Origin of the sequence: Streptomyces sp. NPDC002935 (assembly GCF_040611295.1) — a bacterium.
In the GTDB taxonomy this organism is placed as follows: domain Bacteria; phylum Actinomycetota; class Actinomycetes; order Streptomycetales; family Streptomycetaceae; genus Streptomyces.
In genome coordinates, this window is record NZ_JBEXNW010000010.1 from 260,021 (window position 1) to 281,018 (window position 20,998).

A 20,998-nucleotide genomic window follows, 5' to 3' on the forward strand; every position below is an offset into this window, starting at 1 on the left:
GGTTGACGGCCGACGCGGGCTGCGGCGATACGAGCAGCAGCCCGGCGGCGAGGCCCGTCACGGCCAGCAGGGCGGTTCTCCGTCGTGGTCTCACCCGGAATTTCACGCGGCTCTCCTTGTTGTGCGTTCGCGGTCGCGGTCGCGGCTCCCGCGCCCGCTCTGGCTGCTGCGGCGCGGCAGATAGACCAGCGCTTCGGTCCCGGCGAAGCGCAGAACGAAGGTCGTCACCAGGGCCAGGGCCGTGGCGGACAGGGCACCCATGCCGAAGTGGCCGACGAAGAGCGCGATCAGCGGGATGCGCAGCACCAGATCGGCGTTGGCGAGCAGCGCGAACCGGCCGGCCCGGTCCCACCAGTTGCGGTGCTTGCGGCGCTCGCGGAACAGCAGATGCTCGATGAGCAGGAAGTTCCAGGCCACGCCGAGCTGGTTGGCGAGGATCTCCGCCGGTACGTAGTGCAGTCCGGCGGCCGTGAGCGCGTACAGGCCGAGCAGGTTCGGCACGAAGCCGGTGGCGCCGATCAGCCCGAAGACCACCATGCGGGCGACCGGCGAGGCGGTGCGCAGCCCGACGAGGTGGCGCAGGAACCGGAAGCCCTCCTGCGCGGTCGACTTGGACTCGCCCGCGAAGCGGTCCTGGAAGACGAAGGGCACCTCGGTGACCTGGCGGGGCCTGCTGCGTACGGCCAGTTCGAGAAGGATCTTGTAGCCGAGCGGCTGAAGGACCTCGGCGGTGACCGCGCTGCGGCGGATCGCGAAGAAGCCGCTCATCGGGTCGCTGATGCCCCGCAGCTTGCGCGGGAAGAGCGTCTTGGTCAGCCAGGTCGCGCCCCGCGACACCGCGATCCGGTAGCCGCCCGCCAGTCCTTCCCGGCTGCCGCCCTTGATGTACCGGCTGGCGACCACGAGACCCGCGTTCGCCCGCTCGCCGGAGGCGACCAACTCCGGTATCAGGGACGGCGGATGCTGGCAGTCCCCGTCCATGACGACGATCCAGTCGGAGCACGCCGCCTTCAGCCCCTCCACGACCGCGCCGCCGAGCCCGCCCTCGGGCACATCGCGGTGCAGCACGGTCACCGGGAACGGGCAGTCCTGCGCGACCTCGGAGATCACCTCGGGAGTGTCGTCCGTGGAGTCGTCCACGAACACCACCTCACAGGGCAGCCGGGCAGGCACCGACTCGGTTATCTGGTGCAGCAACTGCCTTATGTTCGCGGACTCGTTGAACGTCGGTACGACGATGGTGACGGCACCGGGCTCCGGGACCTCGACGGCGCGTACCGCCGGATCGCCCAGCTCGCCGGGGACAGTGCTCTCGAAGCTGCTCATCGACTGCCTCCGGAACGGGCTGTGTTGTTGGTGGTGGTGGTGATGCCGTTGCTGCCGTTGCTGCCGTTGCTGCCGTCGGAAGCGTCGATCCGCCGGATCTCGATGCGGTCCTCGCCCCTGCCGAAGGTGGCGACCGGCGTGGAGTGCTCGATCGCGGCCTTCACATTGGGCAGGTCGACCGCGTCGCGCCGTACCGTCGGGGAGGCGACCACGTAGTCGAGGTCCTTCCAGCCCCGCGGCATCGTCTTGGTGACCGCGGGGTCGAGGTCGGCCTTGTAGAACCAGATGGCGCCGAGGCCCGGCCGGTAGCCGTCGTGCACGAGGTCGAGCCAGAGCGCGTCGTCGACCAGGACACGGGTGTCCTTCGGGTCCTGGACCTCGGTCTTCAGCCATGAAGAGACCGCCCGGTAGGGAGCGTTGGCGTCGGCGGTCACGGCCGTGTGATCACCGTCGTACCAGCGGGGCACGACATAGGCACCGGCGGCCACCACGAGCACCGCCGCCAGCCCGCGGCGCCCCCACGTCACATACGTCCTCTCCTCGTCGGTCCGCCGTCTGCGCAGTACCGCGTGGGCGACGCTCGCGGTGCCTCCGGCGAGGACGAGGGCGAGGAAGGGGAGTGCCTGGATGACGTACATCGCGGGCAGGTAGCCGTTCGGGCGCAGGGCCACCACGGCGAGGATCGCCACCGTCAGCGCGGGTCCGGCCAGGGCGCGCGCGGTCACCGACCAGCGGAAGGTGACCAGGAGCAGCAGGGCGCCCGCGAGTCCGCCGATCGGCAGGACCCGGTCGTAGTACAGCCAGGACTGGAGCACGCCGTACGAGCCGGTGCCCCGCTCCAGGATGAAGCCGGAGCCGGGGCGGCTCATCTGGTAGGTGATGCCCTCCCAGAGCGAGACATGTCCGCCGCCCGGGAACAACTCGCCCTTCAGCAGGGCGAAGAGCGGGTACGCGGTGCCGATCAGGACGCACGCGGTGACGGCGCCGGTGATCGCGAACTTGCGCGTGTCCCGATGGCTGTGCCGCCACATCGTGATGAACAGCGCGGGCAGGATGACCAGCATCGTCTCCTTGGTCAGCACCGCGGTGGCGGCCGCGAGGCCCGCGCCGAAGTGGTGCCACAGGTGACGGCTCGGCGACGCGGCCAGGCAGAACGCGAGCAGCGTCCACATCACCGCGATGTTGTCGAGGAAGATCTCCCGCTGGAGCACGACCGAGAGCGGGGAGAGCCCGAAGAGGACCATCGCGAGGCCGGCCGCCCACCGCGGCAGCGACAGCCGGCGCGCGAGGACGTACAGCAGGACCGCGCTCGCCGCGCTGACCACGAGCATCGCGCCGCGCATCGAGCCGACGGTCATCAGCGACGGGCTGAAGTGCGCGGGAATCCAGGTCAGCAGGGCTATCTGGATCCAGCCGAGCGGCGGATGGTCGTACCAGTACGTGTAGTGGGCCAGGCCCTTGCCCTGCTGGACGGCCCAGGCCTGGGCGAGGTAGGTGCCCTCGTCGTCGCTGAGGGTCGGGTAGGCGGCGATGTTCCAGCCCTGCACGACGAGGATCGCCGTGAGCAGGACCGCGCAGAGGATCAGATCGGAGCGCGAGCTGCGAAAACGCAAGACCGGACGGGTCGTCGGGACGATTTTGGGCGCACGAGGCCGCTGCGCGGGGACCGTGGGTGTGGTCGCCGCGGGAAGGGTGGAGGTCACGCAGGAACGTCCTCTCGGATCACTTCGGTGAGATGCGCGCCGACATGACTGGTCAACTCCCAGTCGTTGCGCCCCCGTTGCTCGCGCCAGACGGCGCGCACGGCGGCACCCGCGAGCAGCACCTGATAGAAGGGACCGCCGACGACCAGCTTCAGGTAGTGCACCGGGCGGACCCGAAGCCCGTACTGCTTACCGAAGTCGTGCAGTCCGACAAGCTCGAACACGAAGGTGACCAGAGCGGTCACGGCCGGCAGGAACGTGATGAAGGCGATCCCGACGGGCACGTCGAGGAAGAGCGCGACCGCCACGTTGAGCGGGATGATCACACCGGAGATCGCCTGGAGATACGGCGTCATCAGCGTGTACCGGGCGAGCAACCGCTGTCCGAAGCCCGGCAGTTGCTTCCAGTCGCGCTTGCGGTAGACCTGCAGGAAGCCCTGGTTCCACCGGGTGCGCTGCTTGAGCAGCGACATCAGGGAGCCGGGCGTCTCCTCCTTGGTCACCATGTCGGAGTCGTACGCGACGACGACCTTCTTGCCGACACTGGACAGCCGCACGCCGAGGTCGCAGTCCTCCGCGAGGCAGTTGGGATCCCAGCCGTCGGCCTCCCGCAGGACCGTCGTCCGGACGAAGACGGTGTTGCCGCCGAGCGGGATGAACCCTTTCTGCGCATGCAGATGAAGGCGCGAGCGGAACCAGAAGAAGTACTCCAGGCAGTTGCGCAGGCTGTACCAGCTGGAGTGGAAGTTGATGAGCTGCACCCCGCCCTGGACGACATCCGCCTCCGTCGTGCGGAACGCGTGGTCGACGTGGGCGAGCAGTTCCGGATGGACCTGGTCCTCGGCGTCGAAGACCCCGACCACATCACCGCGGCAGTGCGGCAGGGCCGTGTTCATGGCCTTCGGCTTGTTCTTCTTCTCGTGGTGGTCGACGACGACCCGCACCCGTGGATCGCGCGCTTCGGCGCTCCGGGCCACCTCGGTGGTCTCCGGGTCGTCGTGCCCCACGATGACGATGATCTCGAAGTCGGTGTGGCTGGATTCCAGCAGTCGCTGAATGGTGTGGTCGAGCACCGCCTGCTCGTGCCGCGCGGGCAGCAGCAGCGAGAAGGACAGGCTCTCACCCCCGTCCGGACTGCTGAACCGGGTGGAGGCCAGCACTTCGGGCGTACGCCACGCGTGCATCTGCCACCACAGAGTGAAGGCCGCCATCCAGAAGAGCGCCAGTGAAACGGCAGCGATGAAGACAGACGTGAGCAACAGATCCCCCCAGATCCCCAAAAACCCCCAGTCGCGACAGCGTGTTACCGCTGTCGCGTCACCGTGCAGAGGCTATGGGTGATCTGTGAAGCCCACAGGTTGTTCTGGTGAAGAGCGTGTTTCATCACACTCGGTCGACTTCCTGAACAATCCGCACTCTAGGGGCGTTTGGACCGGTTGGGGATCACACGTTTCGGCCGTTCAGGGCCGTACGAAGTCGGTCAGGATCGGTCGTCGGGGCGTCGCACGCAAAGTTACGGCAGACGTACGCGGCCGGCTTGCCGTCGACCAGAGGTCGGCCGGAAAGCAGCGGGAGCTCGTCACTCTCCGGCGTTCCCACCGCCACCACGGCACCCGGTGCGGTCCCCAGAAGTGCCGCGCGCCGCAAGGCCGTTGTGGCCGGATCTCTCCCCTCCCCCACCACCGCAACCTCCCGGGGGCCGTCGAGCAGCGCCTCGGCCACCGCGAGCCCCCACCCGATGAAGCGGGGCGCCCGCGGCCCCAGCGCCTTCACGACGCCCAACGCCCGTTCGGCGGCGGTGCGATGGGGCTCCGCACCAGTCTGCGCGGCATACGACAGCAGGGCTCCGGCCGCGGCGCTCCAGCCCGAGGGCGTGGCGTTGTCGGTGGGGTCCTGCGGACGGCGGATCAACCGTTCGGCATCGGCCGCCGTGTCGTACAGCGCACCCGACCCGTCGTCCGTGAACTGGGCCAGGACATGGTCGAGCAGGAACCCGGCGAACTCCAGCCAGACCCCTTCCCCGGTGACGGACGTCAGCGCGAGGAAGCCCTCGGCGACATCCGCGTAGTCCTCCAACACTCCGGCGTGGGCGCCGACTCGGCCGTCCTTGCTGGTGCGGGCCAGCCGCGCCCGGTCGTCCATGTGCAGCCGTACGAGGAGGTCGGCGGCGCCGATCGCGGCCTCCACCAGATCGGGGCGGTCGAAGTAGGCGCCGGTCTCCGCGAGGGCGGCCACCGCGAGACCGTTCCAGGCGGCGACCACCTTGTCGTCGCGCCCGGGCGCGGGCCGCCCGGCCCGCGCCGCGAGCAGCCGCTCCCGCAGGGAGGCCACCTTCTCGGCATCGAAGACACCTTCCTGCTGCGGGAGTTGCAGCACGGAGGCGCCCTCCTCGAAGGTGCCCTCCTCGGTGACCCCGAAGTACTGGGCGGCGAGCTCGGCGTCCGCGTCCCCGAGAACCTCACGCAACTGCGCGGGCGTCCACACGTAGTACGCGCCCTCGACGTGCCTGCCGGTGCCGTCGTCGCTGTCCGCGTCGAGAGCGGAGGCGAACCCGCCCTCGTTCGTACGGAGTTCGCGCACCAGGAAGTCCGCGGTCTCCAGAGCCACCCGCCGGGCGAGCTCGGACCCGGTGGAACGCCAGAGATGGGCGTAGACCCGGCAGAGGAGGGCGTTGTCGTAAAGCATCTTCTCGAAGTGGGGCACGACCCACTCGCGGTCGACGGAGTACCGGGCGAAGCCGCCGCCGAGCTGGTCGTAGAGGCCGCCGCGCGCCATCCGCTCGCAGGTGTCGACCGCCATCTGGAGAGCGCCCTCGGAGCCGGTCCGCGCGTGGTGGCGCAGCAGGAACTCGATCACCATGGACGGCGGGAACTTGGGCGCCCCGCCGAATCCGCCGCGCGTGGCGTCGTACTCCCGGGTGAGGCCGAGCAGCGCGCCGGCCAGCTCCTCCTCGCCCGGCACCTCGCTGTCCCCGAAGGACAGCTCCCGCTCGGCGAGATCCCGCGTGATCTTCCCCGCGACCTCGGCGACCTCGTCCCGCCGGTCGGTCCAGGCACCGGACACACCCTCCAGCACCTGCCGGAACGACGGCATGCCGTGGCGGGCCTCGGGCGGGAAGTAGGTGCCGAAGTAGAAGGGCTCGGCGTCCGGCGTGAGGAACACGGTCATCGGCCAGCCGCCCTGCCCGGTCGCCGCCTGCACCGCCTCCATGTAGACGGCATCGACGTCGGGCCGCTCCTCCCGGTCGACCTTGATGCTGACGAAATGGTCGTTCAGGTACGCGGCTGTCGCGTCGTCCTCGAAGGATTCGTGGGCCATGACATGGCACCAGTGGCAACTGCTGTACCCGACGCTCAGCAGAACGGGTCGGTTGCTCCGACGGGCCTCGTCGAAGGCCTCGGCCGACCAGGGCCACCAGTGGACGGGGTTGTCGGCGTGCTGGAGCAGATACGGGGACGTCTCATGGGCCAGTCGGTTCACCCTTCCACTCTGCCACGGTGTCCGGGACGGCGTAGAAGCGCAGGTGCACCGGGCGTGCCCCTTCGGGACAGCTTCACGAGGGCGGCGGTACGGCCGGGCGGGGTGCGGTCCTGATGTACATCGTCGATGCCGCACGCCGGCGTGCGCGCGCCTCCCGCGCCGCCCGAGGGGGCAGGGGCGGCGGAAGCAACGGACCCGCCCGGGCCGTCGCGCGTCCCGTACGACTGGATTGATCGTCTGCCCTCTCGCGTTCGCGTCCTCGCCGAAGGACACTCATAGGCCAAGGAGTTGCTGCCGGAGGGGGACGTGACATGCGGGACAGCCATCGGGCGGAGGCCGAGCGGCTGTTGGCCCGGGCCGTCGAGGAGGAGGTGCGGCGGTCCGGAGGGCGCCTGGACGGGGGTGTGCTGCTGTCGCGGGCGCGGGGCGCGCTCGACGCGATGGCGGAGACCGCCGCCGAGGAGTACACGGCGTACACCCTGGCCCGGGACGAGTCGGAGGCGGGGCGGCAGACCTTCGGGCAGCGGTTCGCGCGCGAGGGATCCGGAACTCCCCTGCTGGTGGCGGCTGTCGGCGCACTCGCGGCCGTCGCCGCCGACCTGGCCCTCGGCACCGGCGCAGGCACGGCCGTCGGCACCGGCGCGACGGTCGCCGTGGCGGGCGCCGTCGCCACCGTCCTGAAGGTGACGGCCTCGCACGTGCCCGCCGCGAGCCGCCGGGCCGGAGCCCTGGGGCAGCCCGGGGGTCCCGAGCAACTGCGTCTGCAATGGCTGACGGCCCTGGAGGTACGGGGCATCCGCCCGTTCCTCGATCAGCAGCGTGTTCTCAACGCCTCGACCGGAGCCAAGCCGGGCGCGCCCCAGTTGCGGCGCACCGACAAGAGCGCGGCGGCCCGCAGGCGCAGTGTCCTTGAGCAGTCCTTCGGGCAACTGCCGGAGCCGGACGGCCCGTTCACCGGGCGCAGAACCGAGCTGTCGCGGGTCGCGCAGTGGGTGCACGCGGCCCGGGCGAGCACGGAGACGAAGCCGACGGTCGTGGTGCTGCACGGCGCGCCCGGCTCCGGCCGCAGCACGCTCGCGGTCCGGGCGGCGCACGCCCTCAAGGACCAGTTCCGCGGCGCGTGCGTGGTGGACCTGCGGGGCGACAGCCCGGACGACCCGCCGCTCACCACCCGCGACGCGCTGCTCCACCTGCTGAACCGGCTCGGCGCCCCGCGCGAACAGCTCCTCTTCCGGGAGCGCGCCTCACAGGACCAGCAGGTCAGACGGCTGAGCGAGCTGTACCACCAGCATCTGACGGGCCTGCCCGTGACGATCGTGCTGGACGACGCGAGCGACGCCGAGCAGGTCCGAACCCTGGTCCCCGAGCGCTCGGACAGCCTGGTCCTGGTCACCGCGCGCAAACCCCTCGACCTGCCCGCCGACCTCCCCGCCTGGGTGCACCAGCTCCCCGTCGAGGCGCTGGACGCGGCGGGCTCCGAGGAGCTGCTGACCGCGGCGGCCCAGGACGCCTCCGGCCCCTACGACGCCGAATCCGCCGACCGGGTGCGGGAGTTGTGCGGCGGCCTGCCACTGGCCCTGCGCGTCGCGGGCTCCTCGCTCGGCTCACGCACCCCGCGCGGGCTCGCCACCGACCTCGCGGCGTACGGCCCCGTGGAACCCGTCGAGCGGGTCCTGTGGCTGCGCTACACGGACCAGTCGGACATGGCGCGCCGGCTGCTGCGCCGGCTGGCACTGGCCGGTCGTGCCTCGCTGGGCGCGGCCGCGGCGGCGTCCCTCCTCGCGACGGACGAACCCGAGGCCACCCGTCATCTGACCGCCCTCTCCCAGGCGGGCCTGATCGACCATGTGCGCGGCAGCCGCTATCGCCTGCACGATCTCGTACGGGCCTTCGCCACGGCCCGCCTCCTGGACGAGGAGGAACCCTCGGAGCGCACGGCGGCGCAGGAACGCCTGATCGTGAACTACGCGGAGCTCGCCGACTCGGTGATCCGTCTGGTGGACGGCAAGACGTCGACGCGCGCCGACCAGTTCGGGCCGCACGGCTTCACCTCCCTGGACGCCGCGCTCCGCTGGCTGGACGACGAGTCGAGCTTCATCACGGCGGCGCTGCGGCACGCGGAGGGGGTGAACCAGGCCGCGGTGCTGCACCTCCTGGGCGCGCTGTGCGACTACTGCCTGCTGCGCGGTGACCTCTACCGCCTGGGCGAGATCAGCGAACTGACCCAGGCTGTCGACCAGGGCCTCCTCGTCCGCTCGGTGCAGTGGCGTACCGGTATCGCGGCCCGCCAGCTGGGCGAGCTGGACAAGGCGCGGACGACCCTGGCCTCGGTGGTGGACCTCTATTTCGAGGCCCACCACGACGCGGGCGCTGCGAGGGCGCTGTGCTCCCTCGGCATCACGCTGCACCATCAGGGCAACCTCATCGAGGCGTCGGCCAAGCTCCAGGAGGCCATGGACCTCCAGGCCTCCCCCGAGCTGGCGGCCGACCGCGCCTGGACGATGCACGCGCTGGCGGCGGTGGAGCGCGACAGGTCCCGGCTCGCCCAGGCCCTCGACCTCCTCACCGATGCCCTGGTCCTGCACCGCGAGAGCGGCTCGGTGCACGGCGAGGCCTGGGCCCACTTCCAGCTCGGCCAGCTGGGCCTGCGGATGGGCGACGTGCCGCGCGCGGAGCGTGAACTGCGCGAGGCGCTCGATCTGTACGGCCGTACGCGCGACGCCCGCGGTGAGGCCTGGGCGCTCACCCAGCTGGCCCGCGCCCGGCTCGTCGAGGGCGACCCGTCCTCCGCGGTCGACGGGCTGCGCCAGGCGGCCTCGCGCCACCGCGAGAACGAGGACGCGCGCGGCGAGGCCTGGACGGTCTACTACCTCGGCCAGGCCCTGGAGGAGACCGGCAACCTGGACCAGGCGGTGCGCGAGCTGGAGCGGTCCCGGACGATGTTCTCCCGTATGAGGGACGTCTACGGTCTGGCCTGCGCCCGCCACCACTCGGCCCGTGTGACCCGCGACCAGCGCGCCGCGCAGACGGGCTCGCTGCGGAACTCGGGCTTCGCCCGCCAGCTCCTGGTCGACGCCCGCGCGGACTTCCAGCGCATCGGGGTGGCTCACGGCGAGGCGTGGACGTGCCTGGAGCTCGCCGTCGTCGACGCCGGAAACGCCCGTAGCCGGCAGGCTCTGTCCCTGTGCGACGAGGCTGTCGACCTGTTCGCCTCGTACGGCGACCATCGCGGGGAGGACTGGGCCCGTTTCCTGCGCTGCACCCTGCTCCCCTACGCGGCCCCGGGCGGCCACGAGGTGGGTGCCGCGGTGGCCCAGGAGGAACTGTCGCAGCTCTCGCGCTCCGGTCACCGCACCCGCGACGGCAGGCTCGACGACTTCATCGAGGCGTACCAGCTGCTGCTGGAGCGGGGAGTGGACCTGGACGCCGGCTGGCAGGCCTGGCGCCTGGGCATGGTGCCGGGACGCCACGCGCGCGATGTGATGGGCGTGACGGTGGCGACCTGAGGGTGGTGGCGTGCGGCCGTGGCGTGAGGGGTGTGAAGGGGCTCACGCCGGGGCTCGGCCGCGGCTGACGTTCCCGCGGGGGGCCGGTGCGGACCGGGGCCCCCCGCGGGCGCTCGCTCAGCCCTTCGCGGGGGCGGCCTTCCCACCGGAGCCGGTGCCGGAGCCCGGCGCCGTCGTGCCGGAGACGGACCGCTCCGCGCCGCCGGAGGCAGCCGCCTTGTTCTCGGGGTCCTCCTCGAAGGTGACCTTGCCCATGTGGCGGTTCATGGACTTCATCAGACCCCAGACGGCCAGGGCCATCACCGCGAAGACGATGAAGCCGAGGACGCCGGGGGTGACCTTGTTCTCGTCGACCTCCTTGGCGAGGGGGACGAGGTGCGTCAGTGCCAGGCTTGCGCTCATGTCAGGCATTGTCGCGGATGCCCGCAAAGAGGTCGTCCTCGGGGAGGGATGTGTCGACGAGGGACTTGGCGAGCTCGTACTCCTCGGTCGGCCAGACCTCCCGCTGGATGTCCATGGGGACCTTGAACCAGCCGCCGTCGGGGTCGATCTGCGTGGCGTGCGCGATGAGCGCCTTGTCACGGATCTCGAAGAAGTCCGCGCACGGAACGTGCGTGGTCAGCGTCCGCTCGGTGCGCTCGAACTCGCTCCAGCGCTTCAGCCAGTCCCCGTACGGCGACTCCAGGCCGCGGTCCAGGAGCGCGTGGTGCAGTGCCTCGGTGCGCGGGCGGTTGAAGCCCTGGTTGTAGTAGAGCTTCTGCGGCTGGAACGCGGTGCCGAACTCCGACTCCGGGTACTTCTCGGTGTCCGTCGCGCCCTCGAACGCCACCATCGAGATCTGGTGGGTCATGATGTGGTCGGGGTGCGGGTAGCCACCGTTCTCGTCGTACGTGGTGATCACCTGCGGGCGGAACGAGCGGATCTGCCTGACCAGCTCGCCGGCCGCCTTGTCGACGTCCTCCAGGGCGAAGCACCCCTCGGGGAGCGGGGGCAGCGGGTCGCCCTCGGGCAGGCCCGAGTCGACGAAGCCGAGCCACTCCTGCTTGACGCCGAGGATCTCGCGGGCCTCGTCCATCTCCTTCTTGCGTACCTCGTGGATGTGCTCCTCGATGTACTTGTCGCCCTGAAGCTTGGGATTGAGGATGGAGCCGCGCTCCCCGCCCGTGCAGGTCACGACCAGCACGTCCACCCCCTCGGACACGTACTTCGCCATGGTGGCCGCGCCCTTGCTCGACTCGTCGTCGGGGTGGGCGTGAACGGCCATCAGTCGCAGCTGGTCAGTCAAGACTCAATCCTCGGTCAGTCGGCTGTCGCCTCAGTAAGTCGGCTGTCGGCGCCCGGCGTGAATCAGCGCGATGGGCGGCTTCTATAGTGACGGAATCGGGGGGCGAATAATTCCGGGGTCCTCCCTTACGGGCCCCAGCCGAGAGGACGATCATGAGTACGGCGAGCACTCAGCTGCCCGAGGGCCGGTACGGCCGCTCCGCGGACGAGCGCGCCGACCGGAAGCTCAAGATCATCGGTGGCGTCCTGGGCGTCGCCCTGATCACCCTGACCGGCTGGTTCGGCTACGACTACATCGGCGGGACCAAGATCAGCGCCCAGGTGATCACCTTCAAGGCGGTCTCGGACGGCGCGGTCGAGGTGCACCTGGAAGTGCACAAGGACTCGGGCGCGAGCGGCTACTGCACGCTGCGTTCCCAGAGCGCCGAGGGCGCCGAGGTGGGCCGCGCCGACTTCCGCTTCGACCAGGACTCCTCCCGCGTCGACAAGGTGGTTACCCTGCGTACGACGGCCCGGGGTTCCACGGCGGAACTCCTCGGCTGTCACTCGGGCTGAGCGACACCGCCCGCCCGGGCCTGATGGCATCGACACCGTCGGCATCACCCTCAGCAACCGGTGACTGACCTGCATTGATGTAATTCTGATGCCTTATGTCCTCCCCTCCGAGCCGCTGAATTGTTAGGCTCGTGGTTTCGCCCACCCGTGAGAGAACATGCTTCTGGGTAGGGCGATGCTTTGTATCCCAGTACCTACGAGGAGCACCTGTGACCCAGACCAGCGAGAACGTCACCTGGCTGACCCAGGAGGCGTACAACCAGCTCAGGGCCGAGCTGGAGTACCTGTCTGGTCCTGCGCGCACGGAGATCGCCGCCAAGATCGCCGCCGCACGCGAGGAAGGCGACCTGCGCGAGAACGGCGGGTACCACGCGGCCAAGGAAGAGCAGGGCAAGCAGGAGCTCCGTGTGCGCCAGCTGACCCAGCTCCTGGAGAACGCCAAGGTCGGCGAGGCTCCCGCGGCGGACGGCGTGGTCGCACCGGGCAGCCTCGTCACCATCGCCTTCGACGGCGACGAGGACGACACCCTGGACTTCCTGCTCGGCTCGCGGGAGTACGCGAGCTCCGACATCGAGACGTACTCTCCGCAGTCCCCGCTGGGCTCCGGCGTGAACGGCAAGAAGGTCGGCGAGGACGCCCAGTACGAGCTGCCGAACGGCAAGCTCGCCTCGGTGAAGATCCTCAAGGCCGTGCCGTACCAGGGCTGAGCCCAGGACCAGCCGACGACGATGCCCCCGGCCGAGCGCCGGGGGCATCGTCATGTCTGGATCTTCGTCAGGTCCGGGCCTTCGCCAGGTCCGGGTCTTCGTCGGATCCGGACCTGCCCTGGTCAGGCCCTGTCCGTGCTCACGCCGTCGCCGAGCGGTACTTGCGGACCGCGAGCGTCCGGAAGATCAGCACGATCAGGACGGAGTAGATCACCGAGGCCCAGATCGAGTGCCGCATGGGCCAGGCTTCGGATTGCGACACCCCGGGGTTGGCGAACAGCACACGGCAGGCCTGCACGGTGGCGCTGAACGGGTTCCAGTCCGCGACGTGCCGCAGCCAGGGAGTCATGTTCGCGGTGTCCACGAACGCGTTCGAGATGAAGGTGACCGGGAAGAGCCAGATCAGCCCGCCGGAGGTGGCCGCCTCGGGCGTCCGCACGGACAGGCCGATGAGCGCGCCGATCCAGGTGAACGCGTACCCCAGCAGGAGCAGCAGCCCGAAGGCTCCGAGGACGCGGAGACCGTTGGTGCTGCCGGTCGTGCCGACCCGCCAGCCGACCATCAGGGCGACCACCGCGAGGACCAGCAGGGTCAGCGCGGTCTGCACGAGGTCGGCCAGGGTGCGGCCGGTCAGCACCGCGCCGCGCGCCATGGGCAGCGAGCGGAAGCGGTCGATGAGGCCCTTGTGCATGTCGTCGGCGATGCCCGCGCCGGCGCCCGCGGTGGCGAAGGTGACCGTCTGCGCGAAGATGCCGGCCATCAGGAAGTTGGTGTAGGCCTCGGCGCTGGTGCTGCCGCCGATCTTCATGGACCCGCCGAACACATAGGTGAACAGCACCACGAACATGATCGGCTGGATCAGTCCGAAGATCACCATCTCGGGGATCCGGGACATCCTGATCAGGTTCCGCTTGGCGATGACCAGGGAATCCCGGATGGACTGGTAGACGGGGTTCGAGGGCGCCGTGACCTGCACGGCGTCGGTGACGGCGCTCACTTCGCGGCCTCCTTCTTGCGCTTGTCGGTCTTGGCGTCCGCGATCAGGCCGTTCTCCTCGGCCCTCTCCTCGGCCACGTGGCCGGTGAGGGAGAGGAAGACATCGTCGAGGGTGGGGCGGCGCAGGCCGATGTCGTCGATCTCGATGCCGCGGGTGTCCAGCTCGCGGATCACCTCCGCGAGGAGCTTCGCGCCGCCGGTGACCGGCACGGTGAGCTTGCGGGTGTGCTCCTCGACGGTGGTCTCGCCCTTGCCGAAGCCGCGCAGCACCTCGGAGGCGGTCGCCATGTGCTCACGCTCGTGCACGACGACCTCGACACGCTCGCCGCCGGTCTGCGCCTTGAGCTCGTCGGCGGTGCCGCGGGCGATGACGCGGCCGTGGTCGACCACGCAGATGTCGTGCGCGAGGTGGTCGGCCTCTTCGAGGTACTGGGTGGTCAGCAGCAGCGTCGTACCGCCGGAGACGAGCTGCTTGATGACGTCCCACAGCTGCTGGCGGTTGCGCGGGTCGAGGCCGGTCGTCGGCTCGTCCATGAACATCACCGGGGGTGACACGACCAGGGCCGCCGCCAGGTCGAGGCGGCGGCGCATACCGCCCGAGTAGGTCTTCGCGGTGCGGTCGGCGGCGTCGGTGAGGTGGAACTGCTCCAGGAGCTGTTCCGCGCGGACCTTCGCGGCCTTGGCCTTCATCTGGTAGAGCTGACCGACCATCTGAAGGTTCTCGCGGCCGGTCAGGTACTCGTCGACCGCCGCGAACTGTCCGGAGAGGCCGACCCTGCGGCGTACCGCGTCGGGGTCCTTGATCACGTCGATGCCCGCGACGACGGCCTTGCCGCTGTCGGGGCGCAGCAGGGTCGTCAGACAGCGGACCGCGGTCGTCTTGCCCGCGCCGTTCGGCCCGAGCAGGCCGAGCACGGTGCCTTCCGGGACATCGAGGTCGACGCCGTCCAGAGCCCTTACGTCACCGAAGGTCTTCACCAGGCCTTCGGCGTAGATGGCGCCTGGCATGAGAGTTCTCCACGTCGTTGGGGAATTTTCGGATTTTCACGCAAAGAGCATAGTTTTCCGGTTCGACCCCACTCGGGCGCCGACCGAGACGCACACACCATAACGCGATGTATCGCGTTGCTCAATGGATTATCCCTGCACGGGACGACCGGGCTGTGACGGCGGCTCCGACCTCAGTCGATGACCGTGTAACCCGCCTCGCGCAGCGCCAGATTCACCTCGGCGCAGTGCTCGGGCCCCTTCGTCTCCAGGTGCAGCTCGACCTCCACCTCCGTGAGCCCGAGCCGTGGATCGGTCCGTACGTGGCTCACATCGAGGACGTTAGCGTCCGCCACTGACAACACCCCGAGAAGTGTGGCCAGGGCCCCGGGCCGGTCGGTCAGCCGCAGGGTGACCGCGAGGTAGCGGCCGCCCGCCGCCATGCCGTGCCGCAGGATGCGCTGCATCAGCAGCGGATCCACGTTCCCGCCCGACAGAAGTGCCACCACCGGGCCCTCGAAGGACCCGGGAGAGCGCAGCAGCGCCGCGACGGAGCTCGCGCCGGCCGGTTCGACGACCAGCTTGGCGCGCTCCAGGCACAGCAGCAGCGCGCTGGACAGGTTGTTCTCGGAGACGGTACGGACCTCGTCGACCAGTTCCTCGACCAGGCGGAACGGCACGTCGCCGGGTCGGCCGACCTTGATGCCGTCGGCCATCGTGGCCGGGTTCTCGATCGACACCGGCCGCCCGGCCGCCAGCGAGGGCGGGTACGCCGCCGCGCCCTCCGCCTGCACCCCGATGATCCGTACGTCAGGCCGCAGCGACTTCACCGCGAGGGCGACGCCCGCCGCCAGCCCGCCACCGCCGATCCCCAGGACGATCGTGCGCACCTCGGGGCACTGCTCCAGGATCTCCAGGCCGACCGTGCCCTGGCCCGCGATGATGTCGGGGTGGTCGAAGGGGTGGATGAACACGGCGCCCGTCTTCTCCGCGTACTCCTGCGCGGCGGCCAGGGTCTCGTCGACCACCTGCCCGTGCAGCCTCACCTCGGCCCCGTAGTCGCGGGTGGCCGCGACCTTGGGCAGCGGGGCGCCGTTCGGCATGAACACCGTGGACCGCACGCCGAGCAGCGCGGAGGCCAGCGCGACGCCCTGCGCGTGGTTGCCGGCGCTCGCGGCGACGACACCCGCGGCACGCTCCTCCGGCAGCAGGCCCGCGATCCGCACGTACGCGCCGCGCAGTTTGAACGAGCCGGTCCGCTGGAGGTTCTCGCATTTGAACTGCACCGGCGCGCCCACCAGCTGGGACAGATACCTGCTGCCCTCCATCGCGGTCACCCGCGCCACACCCGTGAGCATCTTCTGCGCGCCGCGTACGTCGTCGAGTGTCACGCTGGGAAAGGAGTCAGCCGTGCTGTAGCTCATGACCACCAGTCTCGCAGTTCACGCGGGCGCACTCCCGTCGTGACCACGCTCCGAGACCGGGTTTGCGCAGCGCCGGTACGGCCCGCGCCCCGGCCGCGTAACCTGTCCCCCAACCCAGCTCCCCACGCATGAATTGAGCCCCCGGCCATGCCCACAACACCAGAAATGTCGATGGACACGACCGTCGGTGACACCGGTCTTCTCGAAGCCCTTCAGCACGAGGTCGCGGTCTTCGCGCGCCGTGCGGAACAGACCCGGCTCGGCGGGGTGGGGCAGGTGCGCAACTCCATGGACCGTGCCGCCTACCTGCTGCTCAACCGCCTCGACAAGGAAGGCCCGATGGGCGTCAAGGCGCTTGCGGCGAGCATGGGGATCGACTCCTCGACGGTCACCCGGCAGGTCGCGCCGCTGGTCGACACCGGGCTCGTCAAGCGCACCTCGCACCCCGAGGACGGACGCGCGGTCGTGCTCCAGCTGTCCCCGCGCGGTCAGTCCCGCCTGGATGAAGTGCGCGCCTCCCGGCGTCAGTTGATGGCCGAGCTGACACACGAATGGGCGCCGGAGGAGCGCGAGGTGTTCTGCGCGCTCCTCACGCGCTTCAACGGCGCGCTCTCCGCCCGCCAGGCGGCCCAGGGCATGCCGGTGACGGAGTCCGAGCAGGCCTCCTGAGCCGAACGGGGACTCTCCTCGCTCCCTCACCGTCCCGGGTCCGACCCTGGTCCGTCCCGGGTCCGTCCCGGGTCCGTCCCTGGTCGCTCCCGCGTTCCGTCCCTGGTGCCCCGGCCCTCCGTGTGCCTCCACGCGCGCGTGCATGTGCGCCGGGCTCTTGACCGGAAGGCGGCACCTGGCCTCATATGAGACCGGGTCCTCGTCGTACACGGTGCGACGGGTCGCACCGCGGCCGCGGGCCCGTTCACTCAGGGTCGCTCAGGCGGGAGGCGTGGTGCGAGAACGGCGTGCGTCCCAAGGCGTCCGCCGGGCCCGGGAGTTCAAGGCGTTCGTCGCGGGCGCGGCAGGACGGCTGCTGCACGCCGCCACGCTGCTCACGGCGGAACCCCGGGACGCCAACCCGCGCGCGCGGCGGCTGCTGACGCTGGCCCTCGCCCACACGTACGCCTCCTGGGACCGGCTGCAGGGCGAGGATCCCTACGACAGCGCCCGCCGGCAACTGGCCGTGCGCTTCCAGCGCTCCGCCTGGCACCAGTACGGGAGCTTCGGGCGGCTGCGCCCCTCCCCGGACAGCGTCCTGGCCCGGCTCACACCCCAGGAACGGCTGATCCTCGTCCTCAGGCTGTACGAGGGGGTCGCCGAGGAGCAGACGGCGGCCCTGCTCGGGCTCCCCACAGAACGCGTACGGGCGATCTGCGCCCGGGCGATGGCGACGCTGCTGCACCCGCCACGCGGCCCGGCGCCGACCAGGGTGGAGGTGGCGCCGTCATGAACCTGCCGGAGCGCGAGGCGGCCGTACGACGGCTGCTGGAGCAGGCGCCGCCCCCGGTGCCGCCCGACCTGTACGCCGAGGTCGTACGCCGCGGCGGGCGCATGCTGCGCCGCAGGACCGCGGCCCGGCGGCTGCTGTGGCTGCTGTTGTTCGCCGCGGCCGTCGCCTTCGTCGTCTGGGCGACGATGGCCCGTCCGTGGGTGGAGCCGCCGTCGGAGACGACTCCACCGCTCACGGGCTGGTGATCGGGCTGGTGATCGGGCTGGTGGTCGGCCTGGTGCTTCGCCGACCGACCGCCGGTTCTCGCCTGCCCGCGGGCCTGCTGCGGCCATGCACCTCCGGCCGGAGAGGCGTGCCCCTCCGGCCGGACGACGGCTCTTCCTAACCCAGGGCTTGCTGAAGGTCCTCGAGCAGGTCCTCGATGTTCTCGATGCCCACGGAGATGCGGACGAGGTCGGCGGGGACCTCCAGGGCGGAACCGGCCGCCGAGGCGTGCGTCATGCGTCCCGGGTGCTCGATCAGGGACTCCACACCGCCCAGCGACTCACCGAGCGTGAACACCTTGGCGCGGTTGCAGACCTCGACGGCCGCCTCCTCGCCACCCTCGACCTGGAAGGAGACCATGCCGCCGAACGCCCTCATCTGCTTGGCGGCGATCTCGTGACCGGGGTGCTCCGGGAGACCCGGGTACAGCACACGCGTCACGCGCGCGTGCCGGGTGAGCATCTCGGCGACCCGGCCCGCGTTCTCGCTGTGCCGGTCCATGCGCACGGAGAGCGTCTTGGTGCCGCGCAGCACCAGCCAGGAGTCGAAGGGCCCGGCGACCGCGCCCATCGCGTTCTGGTGGTACGCCAGCTCCTCGCCGAGTTCCTCATCACCGACGATCAGAGCACCGCCCACGACGTCCGAGTGGCCGCCCATGTACTTGGTCAGGGAGTGCACGACGACGTCCGCGCCGAGCGCGAGCGGCTGCTGGAGGTACGGCGTCGCGAAGGTGTTGTCGACGACGAGCCGGGCGCCCGCCTCGCGCGCGATCTGCGCGACCGCGGCGATGTCCGTGATGCCGAGGAGGGGGTTGGAGGGGGTCTCGACCCAGACCGCCTTGGTCTTCGGGGTGAGTGCGGCCCGTACCGAATCGGGGTCGCTGGTGTCGGCCACCGACCACTCCACGCCCCAGCGGGAGACGACCTTCGCGAAGAGTCGGAAGGTGCCGCCGTACGCGTCGTTGGGGATCACCACGTGGTCACCGGGGCTGAGCAGCGTACGCAACAGGCAGTCCTCGGCCGCCAGTCCGGACGCGAACGCGAGGCCGCGGCGACCGCCCTCCAGGGCGGCGAGGTTCTCCTCCAGAGCGGTCCTGGTGGGATTGGCGCTGCGGCTGTACTCGTAGCCGCCGCGCAGCCCTCCGACGCCGTCCTGCTTGTAGGTCGAGACCTGGTAGATCGGCGGGACGACCGCGCCGGTGAGGGGATCGGCGGTGTTGCCCGCGTGGATCGCGAGCGTCTCGAAATGCTGACTGATGTGCCTGTCGCTCATGAGTCCCGAGCGTAGTGCTCCGCCGGGGTTCATGACGGCGCACACCCCTCACCGGGCACGCCCGAACCGGCGGAAGCGGGGGCCGCGGCCCGGGCAGGGAGGGACGGGGCCGGCCCGTGGCGGGAGCGATTTCGGGGCCGTGGCGGGAGCGGATACGGGCCGTGGCGGGAGCGGATACGGGACCGGTTGGCCAATTGTCGGACCCGTCTGGTTCGCTTGAGGCATGGAAATTCTCTGGGTCCTGATGGCGCTGGCCATGTTCAGCCTGGTCCTGCTGCCGGTGTTCCGGCGCCGGCGCACCGGTGTACAGCTGGTCTCGCCCGGTGACCCGGACGCCGCGGACCCGGCGAACTACGGTTTCCTGCGCCAGGAAGAGCTGGACATCCGCATGCCCGGCCCGGACGCGGACCTGCTGAACGTCCTGGACGTGGTGCAGCGGACCCAGGACTACCGCGCGGCCTCGCAGCTGCTGGCCGGCACGGAGATCGAGGGCGAGACCCGCTGGCAGCGGGTGCAGGCTTTCGCGGGCGCCGCGTCGCTGGAGCTTCAGCAGCGCCCCGGCGGGGTCAGCGAGACCCCCGGCGGGCAGTGGCTGCGGGTGTGGCGCGCCGAGGCCCCCAAGGACGCGGGCGGCGCGGCGGTGCACGCCGAGTTCCTGGTGCAGCAGGCGTGGCGGACGTCGACGCCGGGGACCGACGACTTCCGGATCATCATGGAGGAGGCGCGGGCCGCGTGCGGCGAGGCGGCGCTGCTGTCCCCCGGTGACCCGATCCCGTACATCGTCGAGCTGTCGGTGGCCCGTGGACTGGCCTACTCCCAGCCGGAGTTCGAGAAGCTCTGGCTGAAGATCCTGGACCGCGCGCCCGCCCACATGGGCGCGCATCTGACGGCCCTGCACTACTGGTGCGAGAAGTGGCACGGCTCGCGGGAGACGTCGTACGCCTTCGCCGAGGCCGCGGCGGCCCGCGCGCCGCGGGGCTCCCTCCTCGCCGCGATGCCGCTCTTCGCGGTCTTCGAGCACCTCCCCGAGGTGAACCTGGTCCGCAGCTTCTACCAGAGCGAGGTCGTGACCAAGGCCGTCCACGGTGCGCTGTACGCGGTGCACGCGGCCCGCCCCGACGACCCGATGCTCGCCCACGTACGTCACCTGCTGGTCTTCTTCCTCGTCCGCGGCGAGCGCTGGTCCGAGGCCATGGACCAGCTCGTGCACGTCGACGGGCACGTGGGCGCCCTGCCCTGGACCCTGACCCACGACCCGGCCGCTGACTACGCGATATACCGCGCCCTGGCGGTGGCGGGATACGAGGCGAACGGCGGAAGCCCGGCGACACTGTCGCACTGAGCTCACCGCGCGAGCCATTTCGGTGAGTTTGTGGTGCGCCGTCCGTACGACCCCGGGACCGCTCGGGGAGAGTGACTGTCCACGAGCGGGCACGGCAGCGGGGTCGTCACGGCAGCGGTGCGTCCGAGAGGGGCGGGGACGGTGGACGGAGAGCCGCGCGTTGGACGTCGGGCGGTCGTCCTCACCACGGTCCGCTGCCTCCTTGTCGTGACCGCCCTGGTCGCCGCCTATTACCTGCTGCCGCTGGACTCGGCGTTCACGGCGACGTCCGTCCTCGTACTCATCGGCGGGTTGGTGGCGGTGACGCTCCTTCTCGGGTGGCACGTTCGCGGGATCCTGAGTTCCGAGCGCCCCGGGCTGCGCGCGATGGCGGCTCTGGCGACGGCGGTTCCGTTGTTTCTGCTGCTCTTCGCCACGACCGACTACCTGCTCGACCGCAGCGCCCCCGGCAGTTTCAGTGAGGCGATGTCGAGGACCGACGCCCTGTACTTCACGATGACCGTGTTCAGCACGGTCGGATTCGGCGACATCAGCCCGCGCAGCCAGACGGCCCGGCTGCTTGTCACGGGACAGATCACAGCCAACCTTCTGCTGCTCGGTGTGGCCGCCCGGGTCCTGGTGAACGCGGTCCAAGAGGGCCGGCGCCGGCGAGCGCAGGGCGGGCGGAACAGCCGCCCGACCTGACACGCCGGGCGTCCGAGGGGCTGGGCC

General features: G+C 70.6%; 18 protein-coding genes. 8 read left to right on the forward strand and 10 right to left on the reverse strand.

Features of this window, described 5'->3' with window-relative positions:
* Positions 1–102 precede the first annotated feature (102 nt).
* The 4 genes from ABZX90_RS16540 to ABZX90_RS16555 form a co-directional block, all read right to left on the reverse strand.
* A complete protein-coding gene (locus tag ABZX90_RS16540) occupies positions 103–1,326 on the reverse strand; it encodes a glycosyltransferase family 2 protein (protein WP_355205416.1) in 1,224 nt (407 codons plus the stop codon).
* Positions 1,323–3,029 (reverse strand): phospholipid carrier-dependent glycosyltransferase, encoded by a 1,707-nt coding sequence (locus tag ABZX90_RS16545; protein ID WP_355205419.1) that lies wholly within the window; start codon positions 3,027–3,029, stop codon positions 1,323–1,325. The genes ABZX90_RS16540 and ABZX90_RS16545 overlap by 4 nt, the downstream gene beginning before the upstream one ends.
* Positions 3,026–4,288, reverse strand: coding sequence for a glycosyltransferase (locus ABZX90_RS16550; RefSeq protein ID WP_351126116.1), 1,263 nt, complete (start codon positions 4,286–4,288; stop codon positions 3,026–3,028). The genes ABZX90_RS16545 and ABZX90_RS16550 overlap by 4 nt, the downstream gene beginning before the upstream one ends.
* Positions 4,289–4,472: 184 nt before the next feature.
* Positions 4,473–6,509, reverse strand: coding sequence for a thioredoxin domain-containing protein (locus ABZX90_RS16555; protein WP_351126118.1), 2,037 nt, complete (start codon positions 6,507–6,509; stop codon positions 4,473–4,475).
* A gap of 311 nt (positions 6,510–6,820) precedes the next feature.
* Between ABZX90_RS16555 and ABZX90_RS16560 the strand changes: the two genes are divergently transcribed.
* On the forward strand, positions 6,821–10,015 hold the full coding sequence (locus tag ABZX90_RS16560) for a tetratricopeptide repeat protein (protein ID WP_355205422.1): 3,195 nt from the start codon (positions 6,821–6,823) through the stop codon (positions 10,013–10,015).
* A 117-nt stretch (positions 10,016–10,132) separates the two neighbouring features.
* On the opposite strand, the gene ABZX90_RS16565 is transcribed toward ABZX90_RS16560, so the two are convergent.
* Together ABZX90_RS16565 and mca are read right to left on the reverse strand one after the other, a co-directional pair.
* Positions 10,133–10,426: a hypothetical protein gene (locus ABZX90_RS16565; protein ID WP_355205425.1), complete on the reverse strand. Its 294-nt coding sequence runs from the start codon at positions 10,424–10,426 to the stop codon at positions 10,133–10,135.
* The gene (mca, locus tag ABZX90_RS16570) at positions 10,419–11,279 is read right to left on the reverse strand and encodes a mycothiol conjugate amidase Mca (RefSeq protein ID WP_351126197.1); all 861 of its coding nucleotides are present in this window, start codon (positions 11,277–11,279) and stop codon (positions 10,419–10,421) included. Before mca ends, ABZX90_RS16565 begins: the two co-directional genes overlap by 8 nt.
* A 173-nt stretch (positions 11,280–11,452) precedes the next feature.
* Between mca and ABZX90_RS16575 the strand changes: the two genes are divergently transcribed.
* Positions 11,453–11,854 carry a DUF4307 domain-containing protein gene (locus ABZX90_RS16575; RefSeq protein WP_355205429.1) on the forward strand — a complete coding sequence of 134 codons (402 nt, stop codon included), beginning with the start codon at positions 11,453–11,455 and terminating at the stop codon, positions 11,852–11,854.
* Positions 11,855–12,063: 209 nt separating this feature from the next.
* Entirely contained in the window at positions 12,064–12,561 is a 498-nt protein-coding gene (gene greA / locus ABZX90_RS16580; protein ID WP_351126126.1) for a transcription elongation factor GreA, read from the forward strand.
* A 139-nt stretch (positions 12,562–12,700) separates the two neighbouring features.
* On the opposite strand, the gene ABZX90_RS16585 is transcribed toward greA, so the two are convergent.
* From ABZX90_RS16585 to ilvA, 3 genes are all read right to left on the reverse strand, one after another.
* Positions 12,701–13,558, reverse strand: a complete 858-nt coding sequence (locus ABZX90_RS16585) for an ABC transporter permease (protein ID WP_351126128.1) — start codon at positions 13,556–13,558, stop codon at positions 12,701–12,703.
* Positions 13,555–14,565 carry an ATP-binding cassette domain-containing protein gene (locus tag ABZX90_RS16590; protein ID WP_351126129.1) on the reverse strand — a complete coding sequence of 337 codons (1,011 nt, stop codon included), beginning with the start codon at positions 14,563–14,565 and terminating at the stop codon, positions 13,555–13,557. The genes ABZX90_RS16585 and ABZX90_RS16590 overlap by 4 nt, the downstream gene beginning before the upstream one ends.
* Before the next feature lie 173 nt (positions 14,566–14,738).
* Positions 14,739–15,968, reverse strand: coding sequence for a threonine ammonia-lyase (gene ilvA / locus ABZX90_RS16595; RefSeq protein WP_355205433.1), 1,230 nt, complete (start codon positions 15,966–15,968; stop codon positions 14,739–14,741).
* Between the two features lie 165 nt (positions 15,969–16,133).
* Between ilvA and ABZX90_RS16600 the strand changes: the two genes are divergently transcribed.
* The 3 genes from ABZX90_RS16600 to ABZX90_RS16610 all read left to right on the forward strand — a co-directional run bounded on the left by ABZX90_RS16600 (position 16,134) and on the right by ABZX90_RS16610 (position 17,654).
* Positions 16,134–16,637 carry a MarR family transcriptional regulator gene (locus tag ABZX90_RS16600; RefSeq protein WP_351126133.1) on the forward strand — a complete coding sequence of 168 codons (504 nt, stop codon included), beginning with the start codon at positions 16,134–16,136 and terminating at the stop codon, positions 16,635–16,637.
* Positions 16,638–16,911: 274 nt separating this feature from the next.
* On the forward strand, positions 16,912–17,409 hold the full coding sequence (locus ABZX90_RS16605; RefSeq protein WP_351126135.1) for a sigma factor-like helix-turn-helix DNA-binding protein: 498 nt from the start codon (positions 16,912–16,914) through the stop codon (positions 17,407–17,409).
* Positions 17,406–17,654, forward strand: a complete 249-nt coding sequence (locus tag ABZX90_RS16610; RefSeq protein ID WP_351126137.1) for a hypothetical protein — start codon at positions 17,406–17,408, stop codon at positions 17,652–17,654. Before ABZX90_RS16605 ends, ABZX90_RS16610 begins: the two co-directional genes overlap by 4 nt.
* 136 nt (positions 17,655–17,790) lie before the next feature.
* Here the strand turns inward: ABZX90_RS16610 and ABZX90_RS16615 are convergent, their stop codons facing one another.
* On the reverse strand, positions 17,791–18,945 hold the full coding sequence (locus ABZX90_RS16615; RefSeq protein ID WP_351126139.1) for a cystathionine gamma-synthase: 1,155 nt from the start codon (positions 18,943–18,945) through the stop codon (positions 17,791–17,793).
* Positions 18,946–19,168: 223 nt separating this feature from the next.
* On the opposite strand from ABZX90_RS16615, the gene ABZX90_RS16620 reads away from it, so the two are divergent.
* Positions 19,169–20,287: a hypothetical protein gene (locus ABZX90_RS16620; protein ID WP_351126141.1), complete on the forward strand. Its 1,119-nt coding sequence runs from the start codon at positions 19,169–19,171 to the stop codon at positions 20,285–20,287.
* A gap of 141 nt (positions 20,288–20,428) precedes the next feature.
* Positions 20,429–20,971 (forward strand): ion channel, encoded by a 543-nt coding sequence (locus ABZX90_RS16625; RefSeq protein ID WP_355205439.1) that lies wholly within the window; start codon positions 20,429–20,431, stop codon positions 20,969–20,971.
* Positions 20,972–20,998 lie beyond the last annotated feature (27 nt).